The organism is Rahnella sp. PCH160 (genome assembly GCF_047784855.1).
Lineage (GTDB): Bacteria > Pseudomonadota > Gammaproteobacteria > Enterobacterales > Enterobacteriaceae > Rahnella.
On record NZ_JBLOGT010000001.1, the window covers coordinates 3,894,018 to 3,914,548 of the forward strand.

Annotated in this window: 23 protein-coding genes, 2 pseudogenes and 1 other annotated feature; of the genes and pseudogenes, 16 read left to right on the forward strand and 9 right to left on the reverse strand. The window is 50.7% G+C overall.

Features of this window, described 5'->3' with window-relative positions; all coding sequences use genetic code 11:
- Positions 1-259 precede the first annotated feature (259 nt).
- From ACM5QY_RS17955 to ACM5QY_RS17980, 6 genes are read left to right on the forward strand one after another with little or no spacing between them, the layout of a single operon-like run.
- Positions 260-418, forward strand: coding sequence for a hypothetical protein (locus tag ACM5QY_RS17955; protein WP_416122052.1), 159 nt, complete (start codon positions 260-262; stop codon positions 416-418).
- Positions 419-430: 12 nt separating this feature from the next.
- On the forward strand, positions 431-592 hold the full coding sequence (locus tag ACM5QY_RS17960) for a hypothetical protein (RefSeq protein WP_416122053.1): 162 nt from the start codon (positions 431-433) through the stop codon (positions 590-592).
- A complete protein-coding gene (locus ACM5QY_RS17965; protein WP_416122054.1) occupies positions 583-771 on the forward strand; it encodes a hypothetical protein in 189 nt (62 codons plus the stop codon). The genes ACM5QY_RS17960 and ACM5QY_RS17965 overlap by 10 nt, the downstream gene beginning before the upstream one ends.
- Complete coding sequence (gene exoX / locus ACM5QY_RS17970; protein WP_416122055.1) at positions 749-1,417, forward strand: exodeoxyribonuclease X; 669 nt, start codon at positions 749-751, stop codon at positions 1,415-1,417. The genes ACM5QY_RS17965 and exoX overlap by 23 nt, the downstream gene beginning before the upstream one ends.
- A complete protein-coding gene (locus ACM5QY_RS17975; protein WP_416122056.1) occupies positions 1,417-2,100 on the forward strand; it encodes an ATP-binding protein in 684 nt (227 codons plus the stop codon). The genes exoX and ACM5QY_RS17975 overlap by 1 nt, the downstream gene beginning before the upstream one ends.
- Entirely contained in the window at positions 2,100-2,783 is a 684-nt protein-coding gene (locus tag ACM5QY_RS17980; RefSeq protein WP_416122057.1) for a hypothetical protein, read from the forward strand. The genes ACM5QY_RS17975 and ACM5QY_RS17980 overlap by 1 nt, the downstream gene beginning before the upstream one ends.
- Here ACM5QY_RS17980 and ACM5QY_RS17985 read toward each other — a convergent pair.
- The gene (locus tag ACM5QY_RS17985; RefSeq protein WP_416122058.1) at positions 2,780-3,019 is read right to left on the reverse strand and encodes a hypothetical protein; all 240 of its coding nucleotides are present in this window, start codon (positions 3,017-3,019) and stop codon (positions 2,780-2,782) included. The genes ACM5QY_RS17980 and ACM5QY_RS17985 overlap by 4 nt on opposite strands.
- 234 nt (positions 3,020-3,253) lie before the next feature.
- On the opposite strand from ACM5QY_RS17985, the gene ACM5QY_RS17990 reads away from it, so the two are divergent.
- The 9 genes and pseudogenes from ACM5QY_RS17990 to ACM5QY_RS18030 all read left to right on the forward strand — a co-directional run bounded on the left by ACM5QY_RS17990 (position 3,254) and on the right by ACM5QY_RS18030 (position 10,341).
- Positions 3,254-5,602 carry a prophage tail fiber N-terminal domain-containing protein gene (locus ACM5QY_RS17990; RefSeq protein ID WP_416122059.1) on the forward strand — a complete coding sequence of 783 codons (2,349 nt, stop codon included), beginning with the start codon at positions 3,254-3,256 and terminating at the stop codon, positions 5,600-5,602.
- A gap of 326 nt (positions 5,603-5,928) precedes the next feature.
- The gene (locus ACM5QY_RS17995) at positions 5,929-6,210 is read left to right on the forward strand and encodes a hypothetical protein (RefSeq protein WP_416122060.1); all 282 of its coding nucleotides are present in this window, start codon (positions 5,929-5,931) and stop codon (positions 6,208-6,210) included.
- 130 nt (positions 6,211-6,340) lie between these two features.
- Entirely contained in the window at positions 6,341-6,619 is a 279-nt protein-coding gene (locus ACM5QY_RS18000) for a hypothetical protein (protein WP_416122061.1), read from the forward strand.
- A gap of 79 nt (positions 6,620-6,698) precedes the next feature.
- Entirely contained in the window at positions 6,699-6,938 is a 240-nt protein-coding gene (locus ACM5QY_RS18005; RefSeq protein WP_159281210.1) for a DUF4060 family protein, read from the forward strand.
- A complete protein-coding gene (locus tag ACM5QY_RS18010) occupies positions 6,938-7,873 on the forward strand; it encodes an MT-A70 family methyltransferase (protein ID WP_416122062.1) in 936 nt (311 codons plus the stop codon). The genes ACM5QY_RS18005 and ACM5QY_RS18010 overlap by 1 nt, the downstream gene beginning before the upstream one ends.
- Positions 7,870-8,355: pseudogene (locus tag ACM5QY_RS18015) on the forward strand (DNA cytosine methyltransferase); the annotation flags it as partial. The gene ACM5QY_RS18010 and the pseudogene ACM5QY_RS18015, both read left to right, overlap by 4 nt.
- Positions 8,319-8,750: pseudogene (locus ACM5QY_RS18020) on the forward strand (hypothetical protein); the annotation flags it as partial. The pseudogenes ACM5QY_RS18015 and ACM5QY_RS18020, both read left to right, overlap by 37 nt.
- A 207-nt stretch (positions 8,751-8,957) precedes the next feature.
- Positions 8,958-9,215 carry an excisionase gene (locus ACM5QY_RS18025; protein WP_416122063.1) on the forward strand — a complete coding sequence of 86 codons (258 nt, stop codon included), beginning with the start codon at positions 8,958-8,960 and terminating at the stop codon, positions 9,213-9,215.
- On the forward strand, positions 9,196-10,341 hold the full coding sequence (locus ACM5QY_RS18030; RefSeq protein ID WP_416122064.1) for a phage integrase Arm DNA-binding domain-containing protein: 1,146 nt from the start codon (positions 9,196-9,198) through the stop codon (positions 10,339-10,341). Before ACM5QY_RS18025 ends, ACM5QY_RS18030 begins: the two co-directional genes overlap by 20 nt.
- A 281-nt stretch (positions 10,342-10,622) precedes the next feature.
- Here the strand turns inward: ACM5QY_RS18030 and ACM5QY_RS18035 are convergent, their stop codons facing one another.
- The 8 genes from ACM5QY_RS18035 to ACM5QY_RS18070 all read right to left on the reverse strand — a co-directional run bounded on the left by ACM5QY_RS18035 (position 10,623) and on the right by ACM5QY_RS18070 (position 19,118).
- Positions 10,623-10,889 (reverse strand): helix-turn-helix domain-containing protein, encoded by a 267-nt coding sequence (locus ACM5QY_RS18035; RefSeq protein WP_416122065.1) that lies wholly within the window; start codon positions 10,887-10,889, stop codon positions 10,623-10,625.
- A 386-nt stretch (positions 10,890-11,275) separates the two neighbouring features.
- Entirely contained in the window at positions 11,276-11,773 is a 498-nt protein-coding gene (cheW, locus tag ACM5QY_RS18040) for a chemotaxis protein CheW (RefSeq protein WP_416122066.1), read from the reverse strand.
- 84 nt (positions 11,774-11,857) lie between these two features.
- Positions 11,858-13,876 (reverse strand): chemotaxis protein CheA, encoded by a 2,019-nt coding sequence (gene cheA / locus ACM5QY_RS18045; protein ID WP_416122923.1) that lies wholly within the window; start codon positions 13,874-13,876, stop codon positions 11,858-11,860.
- A gap of 10 nt (positions 13,877-13,886) precedes the next feature.
- Positions 13,887-15,017, reverse strand: coding sequence for a flagellar motor protein MotB (gene motB / locus ACM5QY_RS18050; protein ID WP_416122067.1), 1,131 nt, complete (start codon positions 15,015-15,017; stop codon positions 13,887-13,889).
- Positions 15,014-15,904, reverse strand: a complete 891-nt coding sequence (gene motA / locus ACM5QY_RS18055; RefSeq protein ID WP_104922403.1) for a flagellar motor stator protein MotA — start codon at positions 15,902-15,904, stop codon at positions 15,014-15,016. Before motA ends, motB begins: the two co-directional genes overlap by 4 nt.
- A 177-nt stretch (positions 15,905-16,081) precedes the next feature.
- On the reverse strand, positions 16,082-16,690 hold the full coding sequence (gene flhC, locus ACM5QY_RS18060; protein ID WP_416122068.1) for a flagellar transcriptional regulator FlhC: 609 nt from the start codon (positions 16,688-16,690) through the stop codon (positions 16,082-16,084).
- Positions 16,691-16,692: 2 nt separating this feature from the next.
- The gene (gene flhD, locus ACM5QY_RS18065; RefSeq protein WP_104922405.1) at positions 16,693-17,037 is read right to left on the reverse strand and encodes a flagellar transcriptional regulator FlhD; all 345 of its coding nucleotides are present in this window, start codon (positions 17,035-17,037) and stop codon (positions 16,693-16,695) included.
- A gap of 1,256 nt (positions 17,038-18,293) precedes the next feature.
- Complete coding sequence (locus tag ACM5QY_RS18070; protein ID WP_416122069.1) at positions 18,294-19,118, reverse strand: SDR family oxidoreductase; 825 nt, start codon at positions 19,116-19,118, stop codon at positions 18,294-18,296.
- Between the two features lie 318 nt (positions 19,119-19,436).
- Positions 19,437-19,557 (forward strand) — a sequence feature (His leader region).
- 73 nt (positions 19,558-19,630) lie between these two features.
- Here ACM5QY_RS18070 and hisG point away from each other — a divergent pair.
- Entirely contained in the window at positions 19,631-20,530 is a 900-nt protein-coding gene (gene hisG, locus ACM5QY_RS18075; RefSeq protein ID WP_416122070.1) for an ATP phosphoribosyltransferase, read from the forward strand.
- The last annotated feature ends 1 nt before the right edge of the window (position 20,531 follow it).

A 20,531-nucleotide genomic window follows, 5' to 3' on the forward strand; every position in this document is an offset into this window, starting at 1 on the left:
AGCGCTGGCATTCAAAAAAAATCTCGCAGCCGGGGAAGTACCAAAAGCCAGGATGGACCGGCAAAAACGCGGTAGTGCTCTTTCAGTTGTGTCGTAGCATAAAAGGCAATGCGAGGGGTTCCCTACCCCGGATCTGGTTCGAATCCAGCGACGCAGCTCTCTCCGTTAATCATCCAATGCTGTGTGTCTTTGCCCCATCCCCTTGGGGCATTTTTTTTCACTCCATCGCAAAGAAGCCTGCCAGCGCGGGCGCTTTGTCATGGATTCAATCGGAGGTTCGGATGCAACGAAATCCACTTTCAACAACGCCGCGCCAGCGCACCTGTTCATCAATGCATGTCGGTTTGCCGGTGGTGGTGTTCAGCAACTGCTGCACGCAGAAACACAGCTGGCCGGTCTGGCTGACCACTCACGTTAAACGGAGAACATCATGGAAATGAAGCCTACTCAAAAAATCCAGTATCGCCACAAATTGTCCGGCGATGACGTCCGCAACTGGCAGCCACTGACGTGGCGCGGCTTTTGGTTCCCTACAGCGATGCTGTTGGCGGTGACTCTGTTCCTGCTACTGGTGGACGCGTTATGGAACTGATGCCGAACGTTCAGAACAAGGCAAAAACCACGGAAGACCTGATTTTATCGCTGTGCATCGCCCGGCGGATATCGCCGATGCAGCTCGCAAACCTGGCCGTGCGGCTCTCTCACCTCGAGGCAGTTCTGGATGCCCAAACCGACAAAGGAAATCAGCGTGCTTACATTTCGAGTAATTGACACCGAAACGACGTCAATTCCCGGCGGCGTAGTTGAGGTGGCCAGCGTCGATATCGTAAACGGTGAAATCTGCAACCCCATGAGCGACTTTGTAAAGCCCCCTGAGCCTATCAGCTTTGAGGCTATGGCTTTGCATCACATCACAGAGGAAATGGTGGCTGACGCACCGCTCATCGACGATGTGATTGATAAGTACCTCGGCGCGGATATCTACGTTGCACACAACGCCGCATTTGACCGTGAAAAGCTGCCGCAGATTACCGCACCGTGGATCTGCACCTTGAAACTGGCCCGTAAGTTGTGGCCGGAAGGCGGTCACGGTAACCAGTACCTGCGTTACGCGAAGGATATCAACCCTTACGTGCCTGAGGGGCTCTACCCGCACCGCGCACTTTATGACTGTTACGTCACCGCAGCGATCCTGTTGCGAATGAATAAAGAGGCGCGCTGGACAATCTCACAGATGCGGGAAATCACGAACAGCCCTTCTCTGCTCTACATCATGAAATTCGGGAAGCACAAAGACCAAACCTTTGCGGATATCGGTGCAAACCACCCCGAATATTTCCGCTGGTGTTTATCGAATATGGACCTCAACGAGGATCAGAAATTCACAATGCGCCACTACATGGGAGCGATGTTCTGATGGGTACTCCAGTTTTGATACTCGGGGACTCCGGCGCGGGCAAGTCGTACAGCCTGCGCAATTTCGAGCCAGAAGAATGCCTTCTGATCCAATGCATCCCCAAACTACTCCCGTTCCGCTCGAAAGGCTGGCGCATTCACGGCCAGCCTGACGCGAACGGCGAACCGCAGCGCGGTAACGTGTTCCGAACCGATGACTGGAACGAAGTGCAGGACAAGATCCAGCGCATGGTTCTCTCCAAATCGCGAAAGGTGCTGATCATCGATGACTTCCAAGTCGTCATGCAGCACGAAAACATGATGCGTGCCTATCAGACCGGTTACACCAAATTCACTGAAATGGCCGATCACGTCTGGCGGATTATCACCGCCGCCACACAGCTGCCGGACGACGTTCGAGTTTACTTTCTGGCTCACACAGAAGAAAGCGAAGGCAAAATCCGGATGAAAACCGCCGGGAAGATGCTGAACGAAAAGCTGACGCCCGAGGGGTATTTCTCCATCGTTTTGCGCGCCATCAAGAAAGACGGGAAGCACGTCTTCCTAATCAAAGGTGACGACAACGACACGGCTAAAGCCCCGCCAGACCTTTTCCCTGACCAGTCCGAAATGGACAACGACCTCAAAGCTGTGGACGTCGCGATCTGCGACTTCATGTCTGATTCCTTAGGAGCAACAATCTGATGCAACAACCAATGAGCTTTAAATTCGATCCGGAAGCGGCCAAAAAGGCTGGCAACATGGGTATCTCTGAGAACGGCGCGTATGAAGGCGTTATCTCTTCCGCTGTTTACACCTTTGGTAAAGACGGCAGTCAGTCACAGGCGCTGGAAATCAGCCTCGACTCTAACGGTGCGAAAGCCAACTACCTGCGCATTAACTATCTGGGCAAAGATGGCGAGCCAACGTTCGGCATGGGCCTGATCTCCGCCCTGATGTGGTCGGCAGGCATCAAAGAAGCAGCGCCGGTAAAAGTACAGGGACCGGAAGGCGAGGAATGGCATAACCAGATGCTTGTCGGCAAATCTGTGGGTCTTGTCCTGCAGAAAACTCTCTATACGAAAGCCAATGGTGGCGACGGATACCGGATGGAGATCCGCCAGGCATTCAAGTGCGGCACCCGTAAAACGTATGCCGAGCACGCCGAGAACCAACCAGCTGAAGCTGTCGATAAGATGGTTGCCGGGCTGACGGATAAGGACGATCGCAACCCGAATGCCGGTACCAACGCGCAGCGCGCCAACGGCGCACACCCCCTAGCAAATCCTTATACCAGCCAGACGAATCAGCCCAAGACAACTGGTCTGCAGAACCGTAATACGGCATCACAGCCGGTTCAGGACTTCGACGACGATATTCCGTTCTAACGGCCAGCAGCGCCAGCCCGTTCAGGGCTGGTAATCCCCTTTCCTACCGAGGCAATCACCATGCCTAAATCAAAACACACACCGGCACAGTTGTGCGGGCAGACGGCCAGAAGCGCGTCAAGTTGCACATGACCGCAACGACGTGGGTCGCCAGCCCGAAAGAATATTACTACCGCGATTCCGGCCAGCGCGGCGGCGGCCACGGTCGCGCCAGATTGCTGCTGGACACCAACCATCCAGCCGATCGAAAAAGAACACGTCGTTCTTACCGCGTCCTAATAACTACCAGGGGTACATGCAAACCGCTCGATCCGTGGAAATGGCCTGTTGTATCAGATAAAAATGAAGAATAATATCGGCAGTGAATCAGGTAATCTACAGATCAGCAGCTTGCCAGGAGCACCACCGGCGGGTTTTTTTATGTCTGTAAAAAAGCCATTCTCTGTTATCACCTAACAAAGGATAAAGCTATGCCTATTATTTCAGGAATACTTAAAGCACCTAACGGCCAGGCATTAGCTGCGGCAAGAATAGTGCTAAACACGCTAAGTAACTATACTGATGTTACTCTGACAGCAGACAGCATAACCATGACTGGCGCTGACGGGAGTTACAGCATTCCCGTAACGACAGGATATTATTCCGTATCAATAATATATAAAAACATAGATTTGATTTCTGTAGGTAAAATAAATATTTTGCCTACATCACCAGACGGCACGCTTAATGAATACTTATTAGCTAATAACGATCCTATTTATGTTCAATATGTATTATCCCGTCTCGGAGCACCAGGCGACATATCTCTGATAAATGGCGCAATAGACAAGGCGCAGAATCTCAACGATGTGGCGAATAAAGCCACCGCAAGAGCTAATCTGGGTGTCGATAGCAAAGCAGAGAGTCAGGCTAGCTCTGATGCGGTTATAACGTCTTTGTCTGCATCAGATGGCGTGACAATGCCAAAGAGCAAAAACTTGGCAGATGTAGAAAATGCAGTAGTTGTACGCCAAAATATCGGCGTATATAGCGAGGATGACTTAGATAAGACCATAGCACAGTTAAAAGGGTTCGAGGACATACAGGCGGTAAGGCTTTCCGCCGATGTATCAACACAGTATCCTACAGTTAATTTAAATGGATTGCTGGGCGATCAATTTGTCTATGACAGTACCGACACATCTTCGGCAGATGACGGCTGGAGCATCTTGGTAACGTCAGACCAGAAGCGGCTTAAACGCGTCTTCAAGGACTCCATTATCAATCTGCGGATGATGGGGCTTAAGCCGGCTGGTGACCTCTACGCATCTCTGACTAAAGCGATTGCTTTTGTTGACGCCTATGTCCTGGCAAATGGCTTCTATGGCGCTCCTGTCATCGCTATCAACGCTGGGGCCTATACACTTTCTGCGGCTATTACGATGCCTTCATGGGTGCGTATCGTCGCCTATGGCAACGTCAAGATCGATGCGACAGCGATCACCACAGGTAGCATCTGGAGCATCACTAATACCGTAGCCGGTGTAGATACCACGTTTCATAAGGGTGACAATATCTCATCCATCGGCGGCCAGATCTATTTGCAAGGGCCAGCGCAATCGGCTAGCAGCTCTAACGGCCTTTTTATCGGGAATACTTCATCAGGAAAATCCGGCTGTAGAAACGTGCGGATCAGTAACCTCGCGATTAGAAACACTAACTATGCGGTTTGCTTCGGGTCTATTGATACCTATCTTACGACTCTTGAAAAATGCCATTTTGAGTATAATAATGCGAACTGGGCAGCACCGAGCAGCGCCAGCACAAACTCTGGTGAACGTATGAACGCCATAGATTGCATTTTCGGACATATGCTGCTGGCTCATATCTACATCAATATGCCGGCGATGGACACCAACTTCATCGGATGCAGTTTTGACTTCGGCCCTGGTGATGTATTCCTTTTAGGTGCAACTGCGACATATCTGTCTGCAAAAGTTTCTCAAAGTCATTTTGAACAATGGGGCGGTTATCTGGTAAACAGCCCAGTTACTGCCTTATCTAACAGCATTGTTATGATGCATCAGGTTATATTCCTTGCACGTCCTGACGCATCTGTTGCAGCAACAATCATTAACTCACCTAGCCGACTTCTCACAAACGGCGATACTCAGGTACTTCTTGATAGCATTGATTTCCGTCATGAATACCCTGCATACACTGAAGACATTTTCGCCTCCACTAGCAGCCGCCTGTATATGACTAATTATTTTAAGGATGCATTTAGGCAAATACCATCTCCTTATTATATTCTTAATAGGGGATATGATTTTAGTTCTGAAGTGGTGGGGACTGACTTAGCGACAGGAACTTTTGTAAGGTTTGCTGTTGCCAGTAGAAGTCAGATGACCGGGTCAGTAACAGCAAGAAGCGATGGACGAGGGAATCAACTAAGCGTAACAAGCGCAGCAGATAACGGATTCTTAACTTTAGCAGGAGAAAAATTTCCGTGTCAGGCAGGAAATATATTCTACGTGTATGGAGCTATTCAGCCACTGTCTGCCACGGGGAGTCTACAGATGCAATCATCTATATCCTGGTATGATTCAGCAGGTGCATTGATTTCTACAACCAGTTCAACATATTCACAATTAATGAGAGATAACTTTAACAACACTGATCTACCTAACTACTCTCAAGGTACTAACAGATACATGGCCTCTAATTCAACACAGTTAGTCTGTCCTGCTGGCGCTGTATACGGAGTTCCGCGTGTTTTATTCAGCAAATTCACAGGAGCTTTCAATATATCAAGACTTGCTTGCGCAAAAGTGGCATAAGAAAGATATAATCTACCGATTACCGTTGATGATTAATAGTAAGATGGATTTTCAGCCTAAGGAGAAAAAATGATGAAAGCACTCAAGGTATTCGTGTTGTTTGTCATTTGTTATTTATTTCAATGTGCTTTGTTTGGCATTCCATTCTCACCGAACATAGCTTATAGGGCCTTATTCACATCTGCAGTTATTGCTTCTATTTACCCTGTTGTTACGAGCAATTGGTGGAAAAGGAGAGTTCTGAAATCAAAAGAATACTGAACATCACTGAAAACACATAAGGCTGCCAATTGGCGGCCTTTTTTACGTCTGAAAAAGGTTCCAAGATGGAAAAGTTAAACATTACAGACCTCCGCCAACGCCTGGTCGTTCATGACAATTGCGGTAATGAGCGCACCGGCGTCGCAGAGCGATTAAATATCTGGTGCGAATTGAATAAGCATCACGGCATGACCTGCAAGCTGTCGCTGGGCTTCGAAAGCGGCCCAAGCATTCAGCGCAGTCTGAATGACACAACGGTATTGTTTCTGGAAATTGGGAAAGCCCTGGGCGTGGATGTTGTCGAGCTCGTCGAGCAGTTTGCGGAGACCAAAGGTACTGCAAAATAATTCTAACAAATTCCATAAAATTGCCAGCAAACCCAGAAATACTCACTAATTTATAAGTATAATTCATCGGCTAATTTACGAGAATTATGGCGGTTTCTTTCCTAGTTATTCATAAATGAAGGGGGTCGAGATGGGAGTTTTTGAGTTGGCAGAAGAGCAAAGAGATTATGCTTTGGGCGTTCTACTTGAAACAGGAGCACTTACTAACTGCAGATTTCATGAAGATTGTATTTACGAAGGCGATGGTGAGCTGGAACCTGCGTATAAAATGGCAAGTGCTGCATTTAAGCGTGGTGAGTTAGATTCTTTTGAAAACCAGCTCGATGCAACTGACACTATTAAACAAGTGTTTGAGGAGTATTCTGGAATTGATTTCTGCCCATCCTGCGATAAATACAATAATGATTGACCGTCTTTACTAGTCACTTTGGTTTATCGGACCTTATGAGCCTCGCAACCGCGGGGCTTTTTTACGCCTGGAGAAAGCCATGCGTCACATCATTCGCGGCAATCCTACGCCGCAAGAAAAGCAGGCAGCAGAAACTGCACTGAGCTGCCACCAACAGAAATACGGTGATTACGCCCGGCGAAAGAACAGCGAAACTTACCAGGTGCGCGTCGCTGGCCGGAACTACGCCATCGAGGTGATGAACCGGAAAGCGTCATACGTGGCAACGGTAATGAATCACCACCGTTCACTTTCGAAAATATGCGGGGTACCGGCCTGATGTATCAGCTCATCTATGCAGATCCGCCGTGGCAATACAGCAACAAAATCAGCAACGGCGCCGCCGATGACCATTACAGCACCATGACGCTCGAAGAAATTAAGCGTCTGCCGGTCTGGTCAATCGCCGCCGACAACGCGGTCCTTGCGCTGTGGTACACCGGCAACTTTGCCGCCGAGGCCGTCGAGTTGGCGCAGGCGTGGGGCTTCAAGGTCAAGACCATGAAAGGCTTCACATGGGTCAAGCTTTATGAGCAGGCGCGCGGTCGCATAGAACGGGCCCTGGCTGATCAAACCATGCTCGACTTCGAGGATTTTCTGGATGCGCTGAGTGCAGAAACGGTAATGAACGGCGGCAACTACACGCGTGGCAATAGCGAAGATGTTCTGATCGCCACTCGCGGCACCGGGCTTGAACGAGTCAGCGCCAGCGTTAAACAGGTCGTTCATAGCTGTCGCGGCGAGCATAGCGAAAAGCCAGCCGAGGTGCGTTTCCGTCTCGAAGAGCTTTACGGATCCGTATCCCGCATTGAGCTGTTCAGCCGTGGTGACGCCGCTGGCTGGCATCACTGGGGCAACGAAAACCCGTTTAACGATATCGACCTGGTACCGGCGAAGTTCACCACAATGCCTGCAGAGCGCAACTCACGCGCAAAAGCACAGACCGGCCATTACCAGGCTATTGCTGGCGCATTACAACAAACCCAGCAACAAAATATTCCTGAAATTATTCCAGTGCCGGAAACCAGCAACCGCGTGTGGCCAGCCGAGGTTAATCATCTCTTTGGCCTGGTCGCGGAGTCTTCAAATCTCGACGCGCACCTGCAGAACAAACTTCGTCACCACATCAACCGCCTCAAAATGGACGGAATGCCGGTCGACCAGATCATTGATACCGCCGGCACACTTGCCCGCAAAATGGGAGCAATAGCGTGAAAGAAATCATCGTAGACAATTTTGCAGGCGGCGGCGGTGCGAGCACTGGCATTGAGATGGCAACCGGGCGCAGCGTGGATATCGCAATCAACCACGACGAAAATGCTATCGCCATGCACACCACCAATCACCCTGAAACGCTGCACTACTGCGAATCAGTGTTTGACGTGGATCCTGTCGCGGCAACCGCTGGCCGCCCGGTTGGTCTTGCGTGGTTCAGTCCGGACTGCCGTCACTTCAGCAAGGCGAAGGGCAGCAAACCGGTTAAGAAAGAAATTCGTGGGCTGGCGTGGATTGTGATCCGCTGGGCACTGGCGAAACGCTCGCGTGTGATGATGCTGGAGAACGTCGAAGAGTTTAAAACTTGGGGCCCACTTCTAACCGCCGAAGACGGCACAGAACATCCGGATCCTGCGCGCGCTGGTGAAACTTTTGCTGCTTTCATTGGCATGCTGACAACCGGCATATCCCTGATGAGACCGTTATCGAAGAAGGCTGCAAAGAATATGTGGCTTTCGTTAAAGGCAAATGGAATGGCAATGATTTGTATTGGCTGTCAGACCTGTTGCCGAGTGATGATTTCAGCAAAGCCAGAACTTTTGCAAAGCCTGACACAACAGATATCAACCTGGTCTGGTTACCGTTCACTACAGCTGACGCAGTGAAACGCAGGACGTTCAACATCAACCTGCTCGACCGCCGAACCATGATTCAAAGCGCGGGCCTGCGTCAGCCAGGCTGGTTAAAACGTCAGAAGCGTCGCAAATTATCAGTCAAGACCCGCTGGAACTGCCCAAGTTGCGGAAAGATCAGCTGGCAGGAAAACCCTTACGACTTTGACGGCTGCCGGGATTGGACATGCGAGGGACACAGATAATGACTGAGATAACCCGTTCGCATTTCGTCAGGCGTGTTTTTGTGAAACGAATGCTGAATCTGTGGTTTGTTCCAGTTGAGTTTGCGCCAGCTATGCCACCAGGTGAAAAAATGCCCTGGTGGCGAGCTGGGAAATATTACGGCCGATTTTGGATCAGCCAGTAAGCCGGTTTGCAGCCGGCTATAACTAAACGTGTGGAGTAATAGCATGGGCCAATTAGTTTCTTTAGCGGAATGGGCAGCAGGGCCAAATGGCTTCAAAGAACCACCGTGTAAAGCCACCCTGCATCGAATTGCAAAAACCCGGCAGACTTACCCGCCGGCAGTAAAACAGGGTCGGCGGTGGGTCGTTGATGAGGAAGCAAGGTTTGTTGGTATGGTTGATCGGGTCGAAATATCGAACCATCTTTCAGCCAACGCCCGCACTTTAGTGGAGAAAGCACTTAATGGCAGCAAGACCCCGTAAATACACCATTTCAACACCGAACTTGTATTGCAAATTGGATAAGCGAAACAACAAAACGTACTGGCAATACCGTCACCCTATCACGGGGGAGTTCATCGGTTTTGGTACGGATTCAGAAGCCGCGCACATTGCGGCTCTTGAAATGAATCGCATTACCTCAGAGCAATTAACTTCTCAATCTTTCGCCCTAATAGACATCGCGAAGCAAAGAACCGAACCTAATGCTCAGAACATGCGGTTAAAGCAGTGGGTGAAAGAATATAAGGCGATCCTTGATCGACGCGTGCAGCGAAAAGAGTTGGCATCATCAACCGCTAGAGGCCGTAAGGCGTGTGCGGAACTCCTTTCGGCCAGGTCGCAAAATATATTGCTTAAAGATGTTGGCGCGCGTGAGATGGCTGCTTTGATAAACGAATATGTCGATGCGAATAAAACAAGGATGGCGCAGGTTATGCGGGCGGCGTGGATCGACATGTTTAAAGAAGCACAGTTTGCCGGAGAGGTCCCCCCCGGCTTCAATCCGGCTCTGGCCACCCGTAAACCGCTGGATGAAGTATCCAGACAGAGACTCACGCTCGAGAACTGGTGGGCGATTTATCGCGAGGCTGAACACAGATCACCGTATATCTGCAATGCCATGCTGCTCGCTGTAGTTACTGGCCAGCGCCGTGGCGACATTGTAAAAATGAAATTCTCTGATATTTGGGATGACATGCTTCATGTTGTCCAGGGAAAGGGGAAAGGCAAAATCCGGATAGCGATCCCCTTATCGTTGCATTGTGATGCCATCAACATGAGTGTTCGCGATGTGATTAACAGATGCCGCGACCGAGTTCTGAGTAAGCACCTTGTCCATAATTCAACGGTCGTGGGAGGTTCAGCATTGGGTTCACCTGTAGCTGAAGGATCATTAACGCAGCGATTCGCCGAAGCTCGGGATTGCGCCAAAATAAAAATTGAAAAAGGTAAAACACCGCCGACATTTCACGAACAACGCTCTCTTTCTGAACGCTTATATAAAGCCCAGGGGATCAACACACAGGAATTACTGGGACACACTTCAGCGAAGATGACTGAGCTCTATCATGATGAGCGCAAAGAAAAATGGATTGTCATTGCCGTTTAATTATCAGTCAGTTTTGGGGAAGAGTTTTGGAGAGATTTTGGGGAATAGATTTATTTAGCAATAAAACAGTGGGTTAACTCATTCGTGTGCTGCCTGCGCGGCAGCGAACCGTTGCATATTAACGATATTTCCCGATGAAATAATGATTTAGCGCCTGATTCTGTTTAAAACCCTTTTTTCGGCCACTAATAATACATAACGTTAAATCAATAACTTAGCGGAACGCGAAAATAAAGGGGTCGAGACCCCTTTTGGATAATCAGCTGCGTATGGCCCAAATTTCACAGGTATTTCGTTTCGCTGTAGCGGCTCGGCCAGATGATTTCTGCCCGTACGCCAATCGCTTCAGCGATCAGTTTTTCGCCTTTCGGCCAAGCACAAAGTGCGGTGCTACGGCAGAAAACCAGGTTCCTAAGCCCGGCTGCGGATTTTGCCGCAGCGAGGAGACAATAGCTGGATATCCACACATTAAAAATGGGCAAAGTTCGGGAATGAGATGCTGATTCCAAAGAGTTTTTATGGTTTTCAGGGAATTGCAGAGAGGGCATTAAAACCCCCTCCCGGCCTCCCCTTCGCAGGGGGAGGAGCAAGACAACGCCATTAACCCTATGACTTTACATAAGAATCACGGAGAGGGTTTTATTTGTTCGAGACTGGCATTTGTTCTAGAAGGGTATTTGTTGGAGACGGGTATTTGTTCGAGACTGGCGCGCTCAAAATCTTGCCGCGCGAGAGTTTCGAGACCAGAGGCTCGAAACCGAGTAAGGGAACCGCGCAGCGGCAAGATTTGCGCCACCCACTGATGTGCCAGAACATGTCCGTCGTTCCAGCGGCAGCGCGCAGTGAAAGAGCCCGGGGGGTCTTGGGGGGCGGCGGCGATATGCCGCCCCCCAAGTCGGTGTGGGCCGACACCCACGGTTTTGACTTCAAAGACTTAAATCTTCGTCACCGAATCAACCAACGCCATTTCTTCGCTACTCAGCAACTTCTCAATATCCACCAGGATCAGCATACGTTCACCCAGCGACCCCAGCCCGGTCAGGTACTCCGTCGACATTGTCACTGCAAACTCAGGTGCAGGGCGGATCTGATCATGACTCAACGACAACACGTCAGAAACGCCATCGACCACAATACCAACCACACGGTTTTCGAAGTTGAGGACGATCACCACGGTGTTTTCGTTGTAAATCACATCTTCCTGAGCGAATTTCACGCGCAGGTCGAGGATCGGCACAATCACACCACGCAGGTTAGTCACACCTTTAATAAATGCCGGGGTGTTGGCAATGCGGGTGACCTGGTCGTATCCGCGGATTTCCTGCACTTTCAGGATATCGATGCCGTATTCTTCATCGCCTAAAGTAAAGATCAGGAATTCCTGACCTACCGTTTCGCCCGCAATTTTAGACACGGTTGCAAGTCCTGCCATGTTGTTCACCTTTGCTTTTTATCTTTAAATCGGCCTGAGTTCTTCACACCCGGCGACGTTTCCAGCCGCCGGAAGCTTTGCTTGTTATGCGGCGGTTGCGCCTGTTGCTAATTTATCGCGGTTCAGCGACTGCAAGGCTGACACGTCCACGATCAGCGCCACGCTGCCGTCACCCAAAATGGTGGCGGCGGAAATGCCCGGCACTTTGCGATAGTTGCTTTCCAGGTTTTTCACCACCACCTGGTGCTGACCAATCAGCTGGTCAACCAGCAACGCGTAGCGACGCCCTGCGCTTTGTAAAATCACCACAATGCCCTGAGTGGCTTCGGTTTTCGCCTCTTTAACATCAAAGACGTTATAAAGCTCAACCAGCGGCAGATATTCACCGCGTACTTGCAGAACACGCTCGCCGCCGGCCAGCGGATGTAAATCTTCCGCCAGCGGTTGCAGCGATTCCATTACCGCATTCAGTGGCAAAATGAAGACTTCCTTGCCGACTTTCACTGACATACCGTCAAGGATGGCGAGCGTCAGCGGCAGCAGGATGCGGATAGTGGTGCCTTTGCCCTGCTGGGAATGGATTTCAACGTGACCGCCCATTTCCTGAATGTTTCGTTTCACCACGTCCATGCCCACACCGCGACCTGAAACGTCGGTGACTTTTTCTGCCGTCGAGAACCCGGCGGCAAAGATCAACATGCCGACTTCTTCGTCACTCATGTTGTCGTGGACATTCATGCCTTGCGACGCGGCCTTCGCCAGAATACGTTCGCGGTTGAGCCCCGCACCGTCATCGATAACTTCGATGCAGATGTTTCCGCCCTGATGTTCCGCAGACAACGTCAGATTACCGGTCGGATCTTTGCCGTTCGCAGCGCGCACGTCCGGCGTTTCCACGCCGTGGTCAAGGCTGTTACGCACCAGATGCGTTAACGGGTCAATAATGCGTTCGATCAGGCTCTTATCGAGTTCGGTCGAGCTGCCCAGCAGCGTCAGTTCGATTTGCTTATTCAGCTTGCTTGCCAGATCACGCACCAGACGCGGGAAGCGGCTGAACACGAATTCCATCGGCATCATACGAATCGACATCACCGATTCCTGCAAATCGCGGGCGTTACGTTCAAGCTGGCCCATGCTGTTAAGCAGGTCGCTGTGAACTACCGGATCCAGCAAGTCAGAACGCTGCGCCAGCATCGACTGGGTAATGACCAGTTCGCCGACCAGGTTGATGAGCTGATCCACTTTTTCGACCGCAACGCGGATACTGGTGGATTCCGGCGCTTTTGGCGCACGGGCTTTTGCCACTTCATTGTTCGGCACAGCGGTCAGAACCGGGGCAGAACGCGGGGCGGCAGGAACCGCTGCGACCTCGGCCACAGCAGGTACGGAAGCGGGCGCTTCGACAACTGCCGGGGCGCTGGCTGCGTGGGTGAAACTGATTTGTTCCGGTTCGAGCACAAAACACAACACCGCAATAATGTCGTCTTCGGTCACGGTAGTGACCAGCGTGGCTTCCACGCTGTCAGCGGTCTGAACCGGATCTTTAATCTCGCCAAGATTCCCCAGTTCTTCCAGCATGACCGGAACTTCCTGGGTTTTCAGGCCAGAGAGACGCACACGCAGACCACCCGATGCCGGTGCTGCCTGAGCTGCAGGCGCGCCGGGGGCAGAAACGGTTTCGACAACGTGAAGATCCGGAGCAGGCTCCCGCTCTTGTTGCGCGTCGAGGGCCAGTTGTCTCAGGGCCGCGCAGATGTATTCAAAACTTTCTGCATCGGGATCCCGGGATGATTTATAGGCGTCGAGTTGCTCCTGCATAATGTCTTTTGTTTCCAGAAACAGGTTGATGATGTCGGTGCTCAGGCTCATTTCAGCACGACGAGCACCGTCGAGCAGGTTTTCCAGTAAGTGGGTCGTTTCCTGCAAAACCGTAAATCCAAAGGTCGCTGCCCCGCCCTTGATTGAGTGCGCTGCGCGGAAAATCGCGTTGAGCTGCTCAATATCGGGCGCTTGCGGATCAAGCAACAACAGATGTTGTTCCATGTCCGCCAGCAACTCGTCTGCTTCATCAAAAAATGTCTGATAAAAATCAGTAATATCCATGCTCACGTGATCACCTCTGCTGTGAATCGCGGCTTGTTGATGTGGTCGCAGGTGCCGTGACCGTCGCAGCGGCCGGAGCCGCTGCGGCAGGTTGGGCGCCCGCCGATGGTGTCACTGGCGTCTGCGTAGTAATCCCGGGTATTGATGGTGCTGCTACTGGTGCTGCTGATGATTCTGGTGTCACGGGCACGGCGACCGGTGCAGCCGGAGCCGGGCTCATTTGGGGTGCCAGTGCCGGTGCGGTCTGACGTCCCGGCACTTGTCTTTGCAGTTCACCGGCGTCACTGATGGTGATGGCTTCACCCTCACTGTTTTCGCGCTCAATCGCTTCTTCCGCATGCTTATTCAACACTAAAATACTGATGCGGCGGTTAATCGCGTCCCCGGCCGGATGGTTTTTAAGTTGCATGGTAGAACCCATGCCCATCACCCGAAGCACTTTCCCTTCGCTCAGACCGCCGATAATCATTTCCCGGCGCGAGGCGTTTGCGCGGTCTGTGGATAATTCCCAGTTACTGTAGCCGCGTTCACCCTGCGCATACGGCATGTCATCGGTATGACCGGCCAGGCTGATTTTGTTCGGAAAATCATCCAGAACCGGCCCGATAGCCCGCAGGATATCGCGCATGTAAGGCTCAACAATCGCACTGCCAAGCTGGAACATCGGGCGGTTTTGGCTATCAATAATCTGAATACGCAAACCCTGCTCGGTGAGGTTAATCATCAGATGCGGGCGCAAGCCTTTGAGCCGGGGATCCGACGCCAGCATGTCTTCGAGCTTTTGCTGCAATTTCTTTAAATCGCCGGTTTCACGCTTAGCATCACCCTGCGATTGATCCATTTTGTGGACTTCACCGTCCTGCACCGTCGGGTCAGCGCCGCCGCCGGGGATCGGGCTGGTGGCATCGCTGCTGCGTGGCCCGCCGGTAATGGCCACCGCCAGTGGCGTACGGAAGTATTCGGCAATTTGCACAAGTTCTTTAGGGCTGGAGATAGAAATCAGCCACATCACCAGAAAGAAAGCCATCATCGCGGTCATAAAGTCAGCGTAAGCAATCTTCCACGAACCGCCGTGATGCCCTCCGCCGTGCTTGTTCTTTTTCTTGCGTACAACAACGATTGGATGGCTCTGATGCTTCATACTTTTTCTTCTTCAGTTTGTTTCTGGCCCGGTGACTTGACCTGACGAACGTGTTCCTCCAGCTCGATGAAGGAAGGTCGTTCGGAGGTGTAAAGCGTTTTACGGCCAAATTCGACGGCAATTTGTGGCGCGTAACCGTTAATGCTCGACAGCAAAGTCACCTTGATGCACTGCATCATTTTGGCGTTTTCAGCACTTTTCTGGCGCAACACGCTGGCCAGCGGGGAAATAAATCCGTAGGCTAGGAGGATACCGAGGAAGGTCCCCACCATCGCATGGGCAATCAGCGCCCCAAGTTCCGCCGCCGGTCGGTCTGCTGCGGCCAGGGTATGGACGATCCCCATAACCGCAGCGACGATACCGAAAGCAGGCAGTGAATCGCCGACCAGCGCCAGGCTGTTGGCCGGCACTTCACTTTCGTGTTCATACGTTTCGATTTCCTCGTCCATCAGTGCTTCGATTTCAAAGGCGTTCATGTTGCCGCTGACCATCAGGCGCAGATAGTCAGTCAGATATTCGACTAAATGCTTATCGGCAATGATGCGGGGATAATTAGCAAAAATGTCGCTTTCAGCCGGATTATCGATGTCGTTTTCCAGCGACAGCATCCCTTGTTGCCGCGACTTGGCTAACAGCCGGTACAGCAACGCCATTAAATCCATGTACAACGCTTTGTTGTATTTCGACGCTCGAAACAGCTGTGGCAAGGCCTTCAGAGTGGATTTAATCGCTTTGCCGTTGTTACCGACGAAGAAGGCACCGATGCCGGCACCGCCGATGATGAGCAATTCTGCGGGTTGGTATAAAGCGCCCAGTTCACCGCCGACGAGCATGAAACCGCCGAACACTGAGCCCAAGACCACGAGGTAACCTATTATCACTAGCACGATGAATCCTTAATTCGATGTGGTTTTAGGGCGAGGAAAAGCGCGTGGCTGTGCCATCTGCCCGGCGTTATGCAGCTCAAACGTGCATAAAAGGGGCCAGATTAAGGCTGATACGTTAGGGGGTAATGATGAGCGGTGTTTCCACCGCTCCGGACGACATACTGCAACCTAACAATCTCAGACAGCGCGCTTGACCTGTTCGTCCAGCTCTTGAGATGTTATATCGGCAACCTGCGGGGAAAGTTTACGTTTTTTTACTGCGCGGGATGGGGGCTGGCAAAGACTGCAGACAAACCCGTGGCGCGGCTGGTGTGCATGGGTAATGAATGAACCATCACAGCAGTTGCAGGCAGAGAGCTGCAGCATTCCGCTGTCGACAAAACGTACCAGCGTCCATGCACGGGTCAGCGCGAGGATCGGCGCTTCACCCGGTTGTTCCGGACATTGCTCCAGATAGAGGCGGTAAGCCTTAATCACCACTTCCACGCCATGACAATGTCCGCTCTTTAAGAGAAAAGAGTACGCGTTGTAAAACATGGAAGAATGGATGTTCTGTTCCCAGGTCATGAACCAGTCCGTTGAGAACGGTAGCATCCCTTTCGGCGGCGGGCTGCCGCGCAATTCTTTGTACAGTTTAATCAGTCGGCCACGACTCAATTGCGTTTCGCTTTCCAGCATCTGCAATCTGGCACCCAGCGTAATCAATTCCATGGCAAGCTGAATGTCCCGTGCTTCCTGGACGATACTTTTTTCTGCCGGTTTGGTTGACGCATCTTTCCCAGACATAGCTACGCCCTTTTCTTCATCGCGCCGCTGTCTTTCGCAGCCAGGCCTTTAAGCAGGTGGCTGGACAACAGGATGCCGGTGTGGATTTGTTGTAAGTCATCCACGCGCGATTCCTGAGTCAGTCGTTCAATGGTATTGCTGTCGTCAAAGCGGAACTGACATAAAAGCTGGTTCGTTTCAGCCAGTTTAACCATCTGTGGCAACGTCAGTCGCCCCAAGGTATCGGCCATCACGTCATCAATCCCCAGGCGAAACATCGCCGAGGCCTTTTCGTCGTTAATCAAACGCTGTGCCAACAATAGATATGACAGGTTGATATCATATATGTGCTTAAGCAATTCGGACATTCTGTTCTACCCCATTACCGATGCCACTTTTTTAAGGTGGCTGATTGATAGACATATTCCATGCAGCAAGAGTTGTACCCGGCGTGACAGGAGTATTTTTTACTATCAAAACAATTGGATCATTGGCTGATTAATAAATCTCACGTTAGAAAAAGATTTATCCCGCGGTATTTACTTCACCGCCAATACAAAGTCGTTCCTGATGTAAATTAAATTAATTGTGACAATTGCAATGCTAAGTAATCGTGAAACAGTTCAGTTTTGGTGTACTGGCAGGGTCCGTTGCTGTTATGGCATCTCATTCAGTGAAACGCTTTTACATACATTATTAGGAATAATCTTACTACGACGCAACTCTAACCCCGTTTCCTTTATACATACAATCTGGGCGTTGCCGAATTTTGAATAAAGTGTGACGTACATCACACTTTTAAAATTTATTTTGTCTCCAAAAGTGCAATTTATCGTAAAAATTTGCGCAGTTTTAAGCCAAAAGTAAAAAAGTGTCTAAAAACGGGTGCTCAGACTGTGTTTTTTCGCCATTTTGAGATCATTTCGTACAAAGACCAATTAAAGCCAAATGGTTAGCACACAGATTGATTAATCATAGTTCAACCAGTCTTTTGTGCTGTAAATTTCAAATAGCGTGATCATTGTGCTAATTATGCACAAACCAGTCACCACCTGCCCTGCAGGGCATCGGGTCCGAAAAGTTTTGGTTAAATTTAGTTCAAAAAGTAGGGGAATCGTGAGCAACCACGCTATTTTAAAAGCAAAAAGACAATTATTGTAAGTAATTGTTTCAAGGCGAGCGCAGACATCCAGTCATCAGACTAGATTGATAAGCAGAATTGATGAAATGGCAGACTTAGGCCATACAGATGTATCGGCAACTCTTCAGGAAAACTTTAATGATTGTGCTTAAAAAAGTGGTTTATGCCGCTCAATGGCAAATTGTAAGCCTGAGAATAGGATTTTTATTACCCCACCAGCATTCCACGCCACTTCAGGCTATGAAAAAGCGAATAAAGCACATCGTTAACTGCGGTCATTGAGGGTATTCGTAAAGAATTACAGAGATTAATCTGTTATTGAGCAGGCTGATTATCGTGAAATGAAAATTTAATAATGGCCTAAAGAGATTGTGGACTGACAATCCCTTTGTATAGTTACTGAACATAAAAACAGCGGCATACAAAACCCGCCTAAAATTCAGGCAGGTCATAACGGAATATTATTGAATTAACTGTTGTCAGTTAGAAAGGCATGTTTCGCGGGTCAGGATGCTGATATTCGAACCCCAGTTCTTTACAGATCCGGTCGCCGTCCACGATTTTGCCCTTGCCTGCTGAAGGCTCTTCAGCAAACGTCGGTGGCACAAGCCCCATCTGCCGGGCCAGTGCCGGATAAAACGCGGCCTTAGCCGGATGCGCAGGCGCACAGAGGTTATAGGTGTGACCGCCTTTTGGCAGGCTCAGTAATAAGGTGATAGCAGCAACCACATCATCCTGATGCACCAGGTTAACGCCGTGCTGACCGCCTTTGACCTGCGTTTTTCCGGCCATAAACCGCCCCGGATGACGATCGCCGCCCACCAGCCCGCCGAGACGCAGCACATCAACCGACGTATTAGGTAAACCGTGCAACCAGTTTTCCAGCTCTTTCAGCACAATGCCGCTGCGTGAAACAGGCAGCAGCGGAGAGTCTTCTTTCATCACCCCTTCGTGGTCGCCGTACACAGAGGTTGAGCTGGTAAATATAATGCGCCGGACGTTATGCGCCAGCGCGCTGTCGGTCAGTTGCTGCACCGCCTGAAAATAGAGTTCACTGCCTTCGGCGGTTCTGCGCGCCGGCAGCGTAATGATCAGGGCATCCACATTGAGCAACCGTTCAAGGTCGGCCGCTTCGCATTCTATTTCCGGCGTGAATACCAGCGGGAAACATTCAATACCGACCATTCTGGCGGCATCCACACCGTCGGGCGTGGTTTTGCTCCCGACCACGTCGTACCCTCTTGAGGCCAGCGCCATTGCCAGCGGCATGCCCAGCCAGCCCAGCCCGATAATCGAAATTTTTTTCATACATCGCTCCGTTTGTTCTCTGGCAACCTTTCGTCAGTTGCAGATATCTTTCTATATACTAGCAAAATACGCCTTTTCCCTGGCGGGGTGCGTAAGGATTTCTCAGCGTCTGTTAGCAGATCATTCATTTATTTGATGAAAACCCTGCTTCGGATAAGAAAAACTCATCATCAGAAAAAAAGGTTGCGCTGTTACCACCCGATAGTTTAGTTTTATTGGCAACGAATTTGATACGTGTGGCGAATGATTCAGTTTTGAATCACGCGGCACTGAATGAACAAAACGAGACACTGACATGACAAACGTTCTGATTAACCACCATCATCACCATCACCCTGACTAGTCTTTCAGGCGATTGGTGCTGGGAGACTGTTTAGATCTTCCAGAGGCGCAGAACGCAGAGAGGCCCCCGGAAGATTTCTTCCGGGGGCTTTTTTTATGGCCGAAGGAATTGAAGTAAAAGAATCTGACAAACAGAATTTACGATAAATAATTGAGAAACAGAGGTCATCATGCTGGATAAAACACGTTTACGGATAGCAATGCAGAAGTCAGGTCGCCTCAGCGATGAGTCACGCGAGCTGCTGGCCCGCTGCGGGATTAAAATCAACCTGCAGGAACAGCGTTTGATCGCCTTCGCTGAAAATATGCCGATCGACATTTTGCGTGTTCGTGATGACGATATTCCGGGGCTGGTTATGGACGGCGTGGTCGATCTGGGCATTATCGGTGAGAACGTACTGGAAGAAGAATTACTGAGCCGCCGCGCTCAGGGCGAAGACCCGCGTTACTTCACACTGCGTCGTCTGGATTTCGGCGGTTGCCGTCTGTCATTGGCCACCCAACTGGACGCCGAGTACACCGGCCCGCAAAGTCTGCAAAATGCGCGCATCGCCACCTCCTACCCTCACCTGCTCAAACAGTATCTTGATAAAAAAGGCGTTGATTTCAAATCCTGCCTGCTGAACGGCTCCGTAGAAGTTGCCCCGCGCGCCGGTCTTTCTGATGCGATCTGTGACCTGGTGTCTACCGGCGCAACGCTCGAAGCCAACGGCCTGCGCGAAGTCGAAGTGATTTACCGCTCCAAAGCCTGCCTTATTCAGCGCGATGGCGAAATGCCGCAGGAAAAACAACTGCTGATCGACAAAATGATGACCCGTATTCAGGGCGTTATTCAGGCACGCGAATCCAAATACATTATGCTGCACGCGCCAAGTGAGCGTCTGGATGAGATCGTGGCACTGCTGCCGGGCGCTGAACGTCCGACCATTTTACCGCTGGCAGGCGATCAGCAACGCGTTGCCATGCACATGGTCAGCAGTGAAACGCTGTTCTGGGAAACCATGGAGAAGCTGAAAGCACTGGGTGCCAGCTCCATTCTGGTTCTTCCAATCGAAAAAATGATGGAGTAAT

What these genes read in the sequence shown, in the direction of transcription:
- ACM5QY_RS17955 (WP_416122052.1), top strand. Translation starts at nt 260, where the DNA reads ATGGATTCAATCGGAGGTTCGGATGCAACGAAATCCACTTTCAACAAC.
- ACM5QY_RS17960 (WP_416122053.1), top strand. Translation starts at nt 431, where the DNA reads ATGGAAATGAAGCCTACTCAAAAAATCCAGTATCGCCACAAATTGTCC.
- ACM5QY_RS17965 (WP_416122054.1), top strand. Translation starts at nt 583, where the DNA reads ATGGAACTGATGCCGAACGTTCAGAACAAGGCAAAAACCACGGAAGAC.
- ACM5QY_RS17975 (WP_416122056.1), top strand. Translation starts at nt 1,417, where the DNA reads ATGGGTACTCCAGTTTTGATACTCGGGGACTCCGGCGCGGGCAAGTCG.
- ACM5QY_RS17980 (WP_416122057.1), top strand. Translation starts at nt 2,100, where the DNA reads ATGCAACAACCAATGAGCTTTAAATTCGATCCGGAAGCGGCCAAAAAG.
- ACM5QY_RS17985 (WP_416122058.1), bottom strand. Translation starts at nt 3,019, where the DNA reads ATGGTTGGTGTCCAGCAGCAATCTGGCGCGACCGTGGCCGCCGCCGCG.
- ACM5QY_RS17990 (WP_416122059.1), top strand. Translation starts at nt 3,254, where the DNA reads ATGCCTATTATTTCAGGAATACTTAAAGCACCTAACGGCCAGGCATTA.
- ACM5QY_RS17995 (WP_416122060.1), top strand. Translation starts at nt 5,929, where the DNA reads ATGGAAAAGTTAAACATTACAGACCTCCGCCAACGCCTGGTCGTTCAT.
- ACM5QY_RS18000 (WP_416122061.1), top strand. Translation starts at nt 6,341, where the DNA reads ATGGGAGTTTTTGAGTTGGCAGAAGAGCAAAGAGATTATGCTTTGGGC.
- ACM5QY_RS18005 (WP_159281210.1), top strand. Translation starts at nt 6,699, where the DNA reads ATGCGTCACATCATTCGCGGCAATCCTACGCCGCAAGAAAAGCAGGCA.
- ACM5QY_RS18010 (WP_416122062.1), top strand. Translation starts at nt 6,938, where the DNA reads ATGTATCAGCTCATCTATGCAGATCCGCCGTGGCAATACAGCAACAAA.
- ACM5QY_RS18025 (WP_416122063.1), top strand. Translation starts at nt 8,958, where the DNA reads ATGGGCCAATTAGTTTCTTTAGCGGAATGGGCAGCAGGGCCAAATGGC.
- ACM5QY_RS18030 (WP_416122064.1), top strand. Translation starts at nt 9,196, where the DNA reads ATGGCAGCAAGACCCCGTAAATACACCATTTCAACACCGAACTTGTAT.
- ACM5QY_RS18035 (WP_416122065.1), bottom strand. Translation starts at nt 10,889, where the DNA reads ATGCCCTCTCTGCAATTCCCTGAAAACCATAAAAACTCTTTGGAATCA.
- cheW (WP_416122066.1), bottom strand. Translation starts at nt 11,773, where the DNA reads ATGGCAGGACTTGCAACCGTGTCTAAAATTGCGGGCGAAACGGTAGGT.
- cheA (WP_416122923.1), bottom strand. Translation starts at nt 13,876, where the DNA reads ATGGATATTACTGATTTTTATCAGACATTTTTTGATGAAGCAGACGAG.
- motB (WP_416122067.1), bottom strand. Translation starts at nt 15,017, where the DNA reads ATGAAGCATCAGAGCCATCCAATCGTTGTTGTACGCAAGAAAAAGAAC.
- flhC (WP_416122068.1), bottom strand. Translation starts at nt 16,690, where the DNA reads ATGTCTGGGAAAGATGCGTCAACCAAACCGGCAGAAAAAAGTATCGTC.
- flhD (WP_104922405.1), bottom strand. Translation starts at nt 17,037, where the DNA reads ATGTCCGAATTGCTTAAGCACATATATGATATCAACCTGTCATATCTA.
- ACM5QY_RS18070 (WP_416122069.1), bottom strand. Translation starts at nt 19,118, where the DNA reads ATGAAAAAAATTTCGATTATCGGGCTGGGCTGGCTGGGCATGCCGCTG.
- hisG (WP_416122070.1), top strand. Translation starts at nt 19,631, where the DNA reads ATGCTGGATAAAACACGTTTACGGATAGCAATGCAGAAGTCAGGTCGC.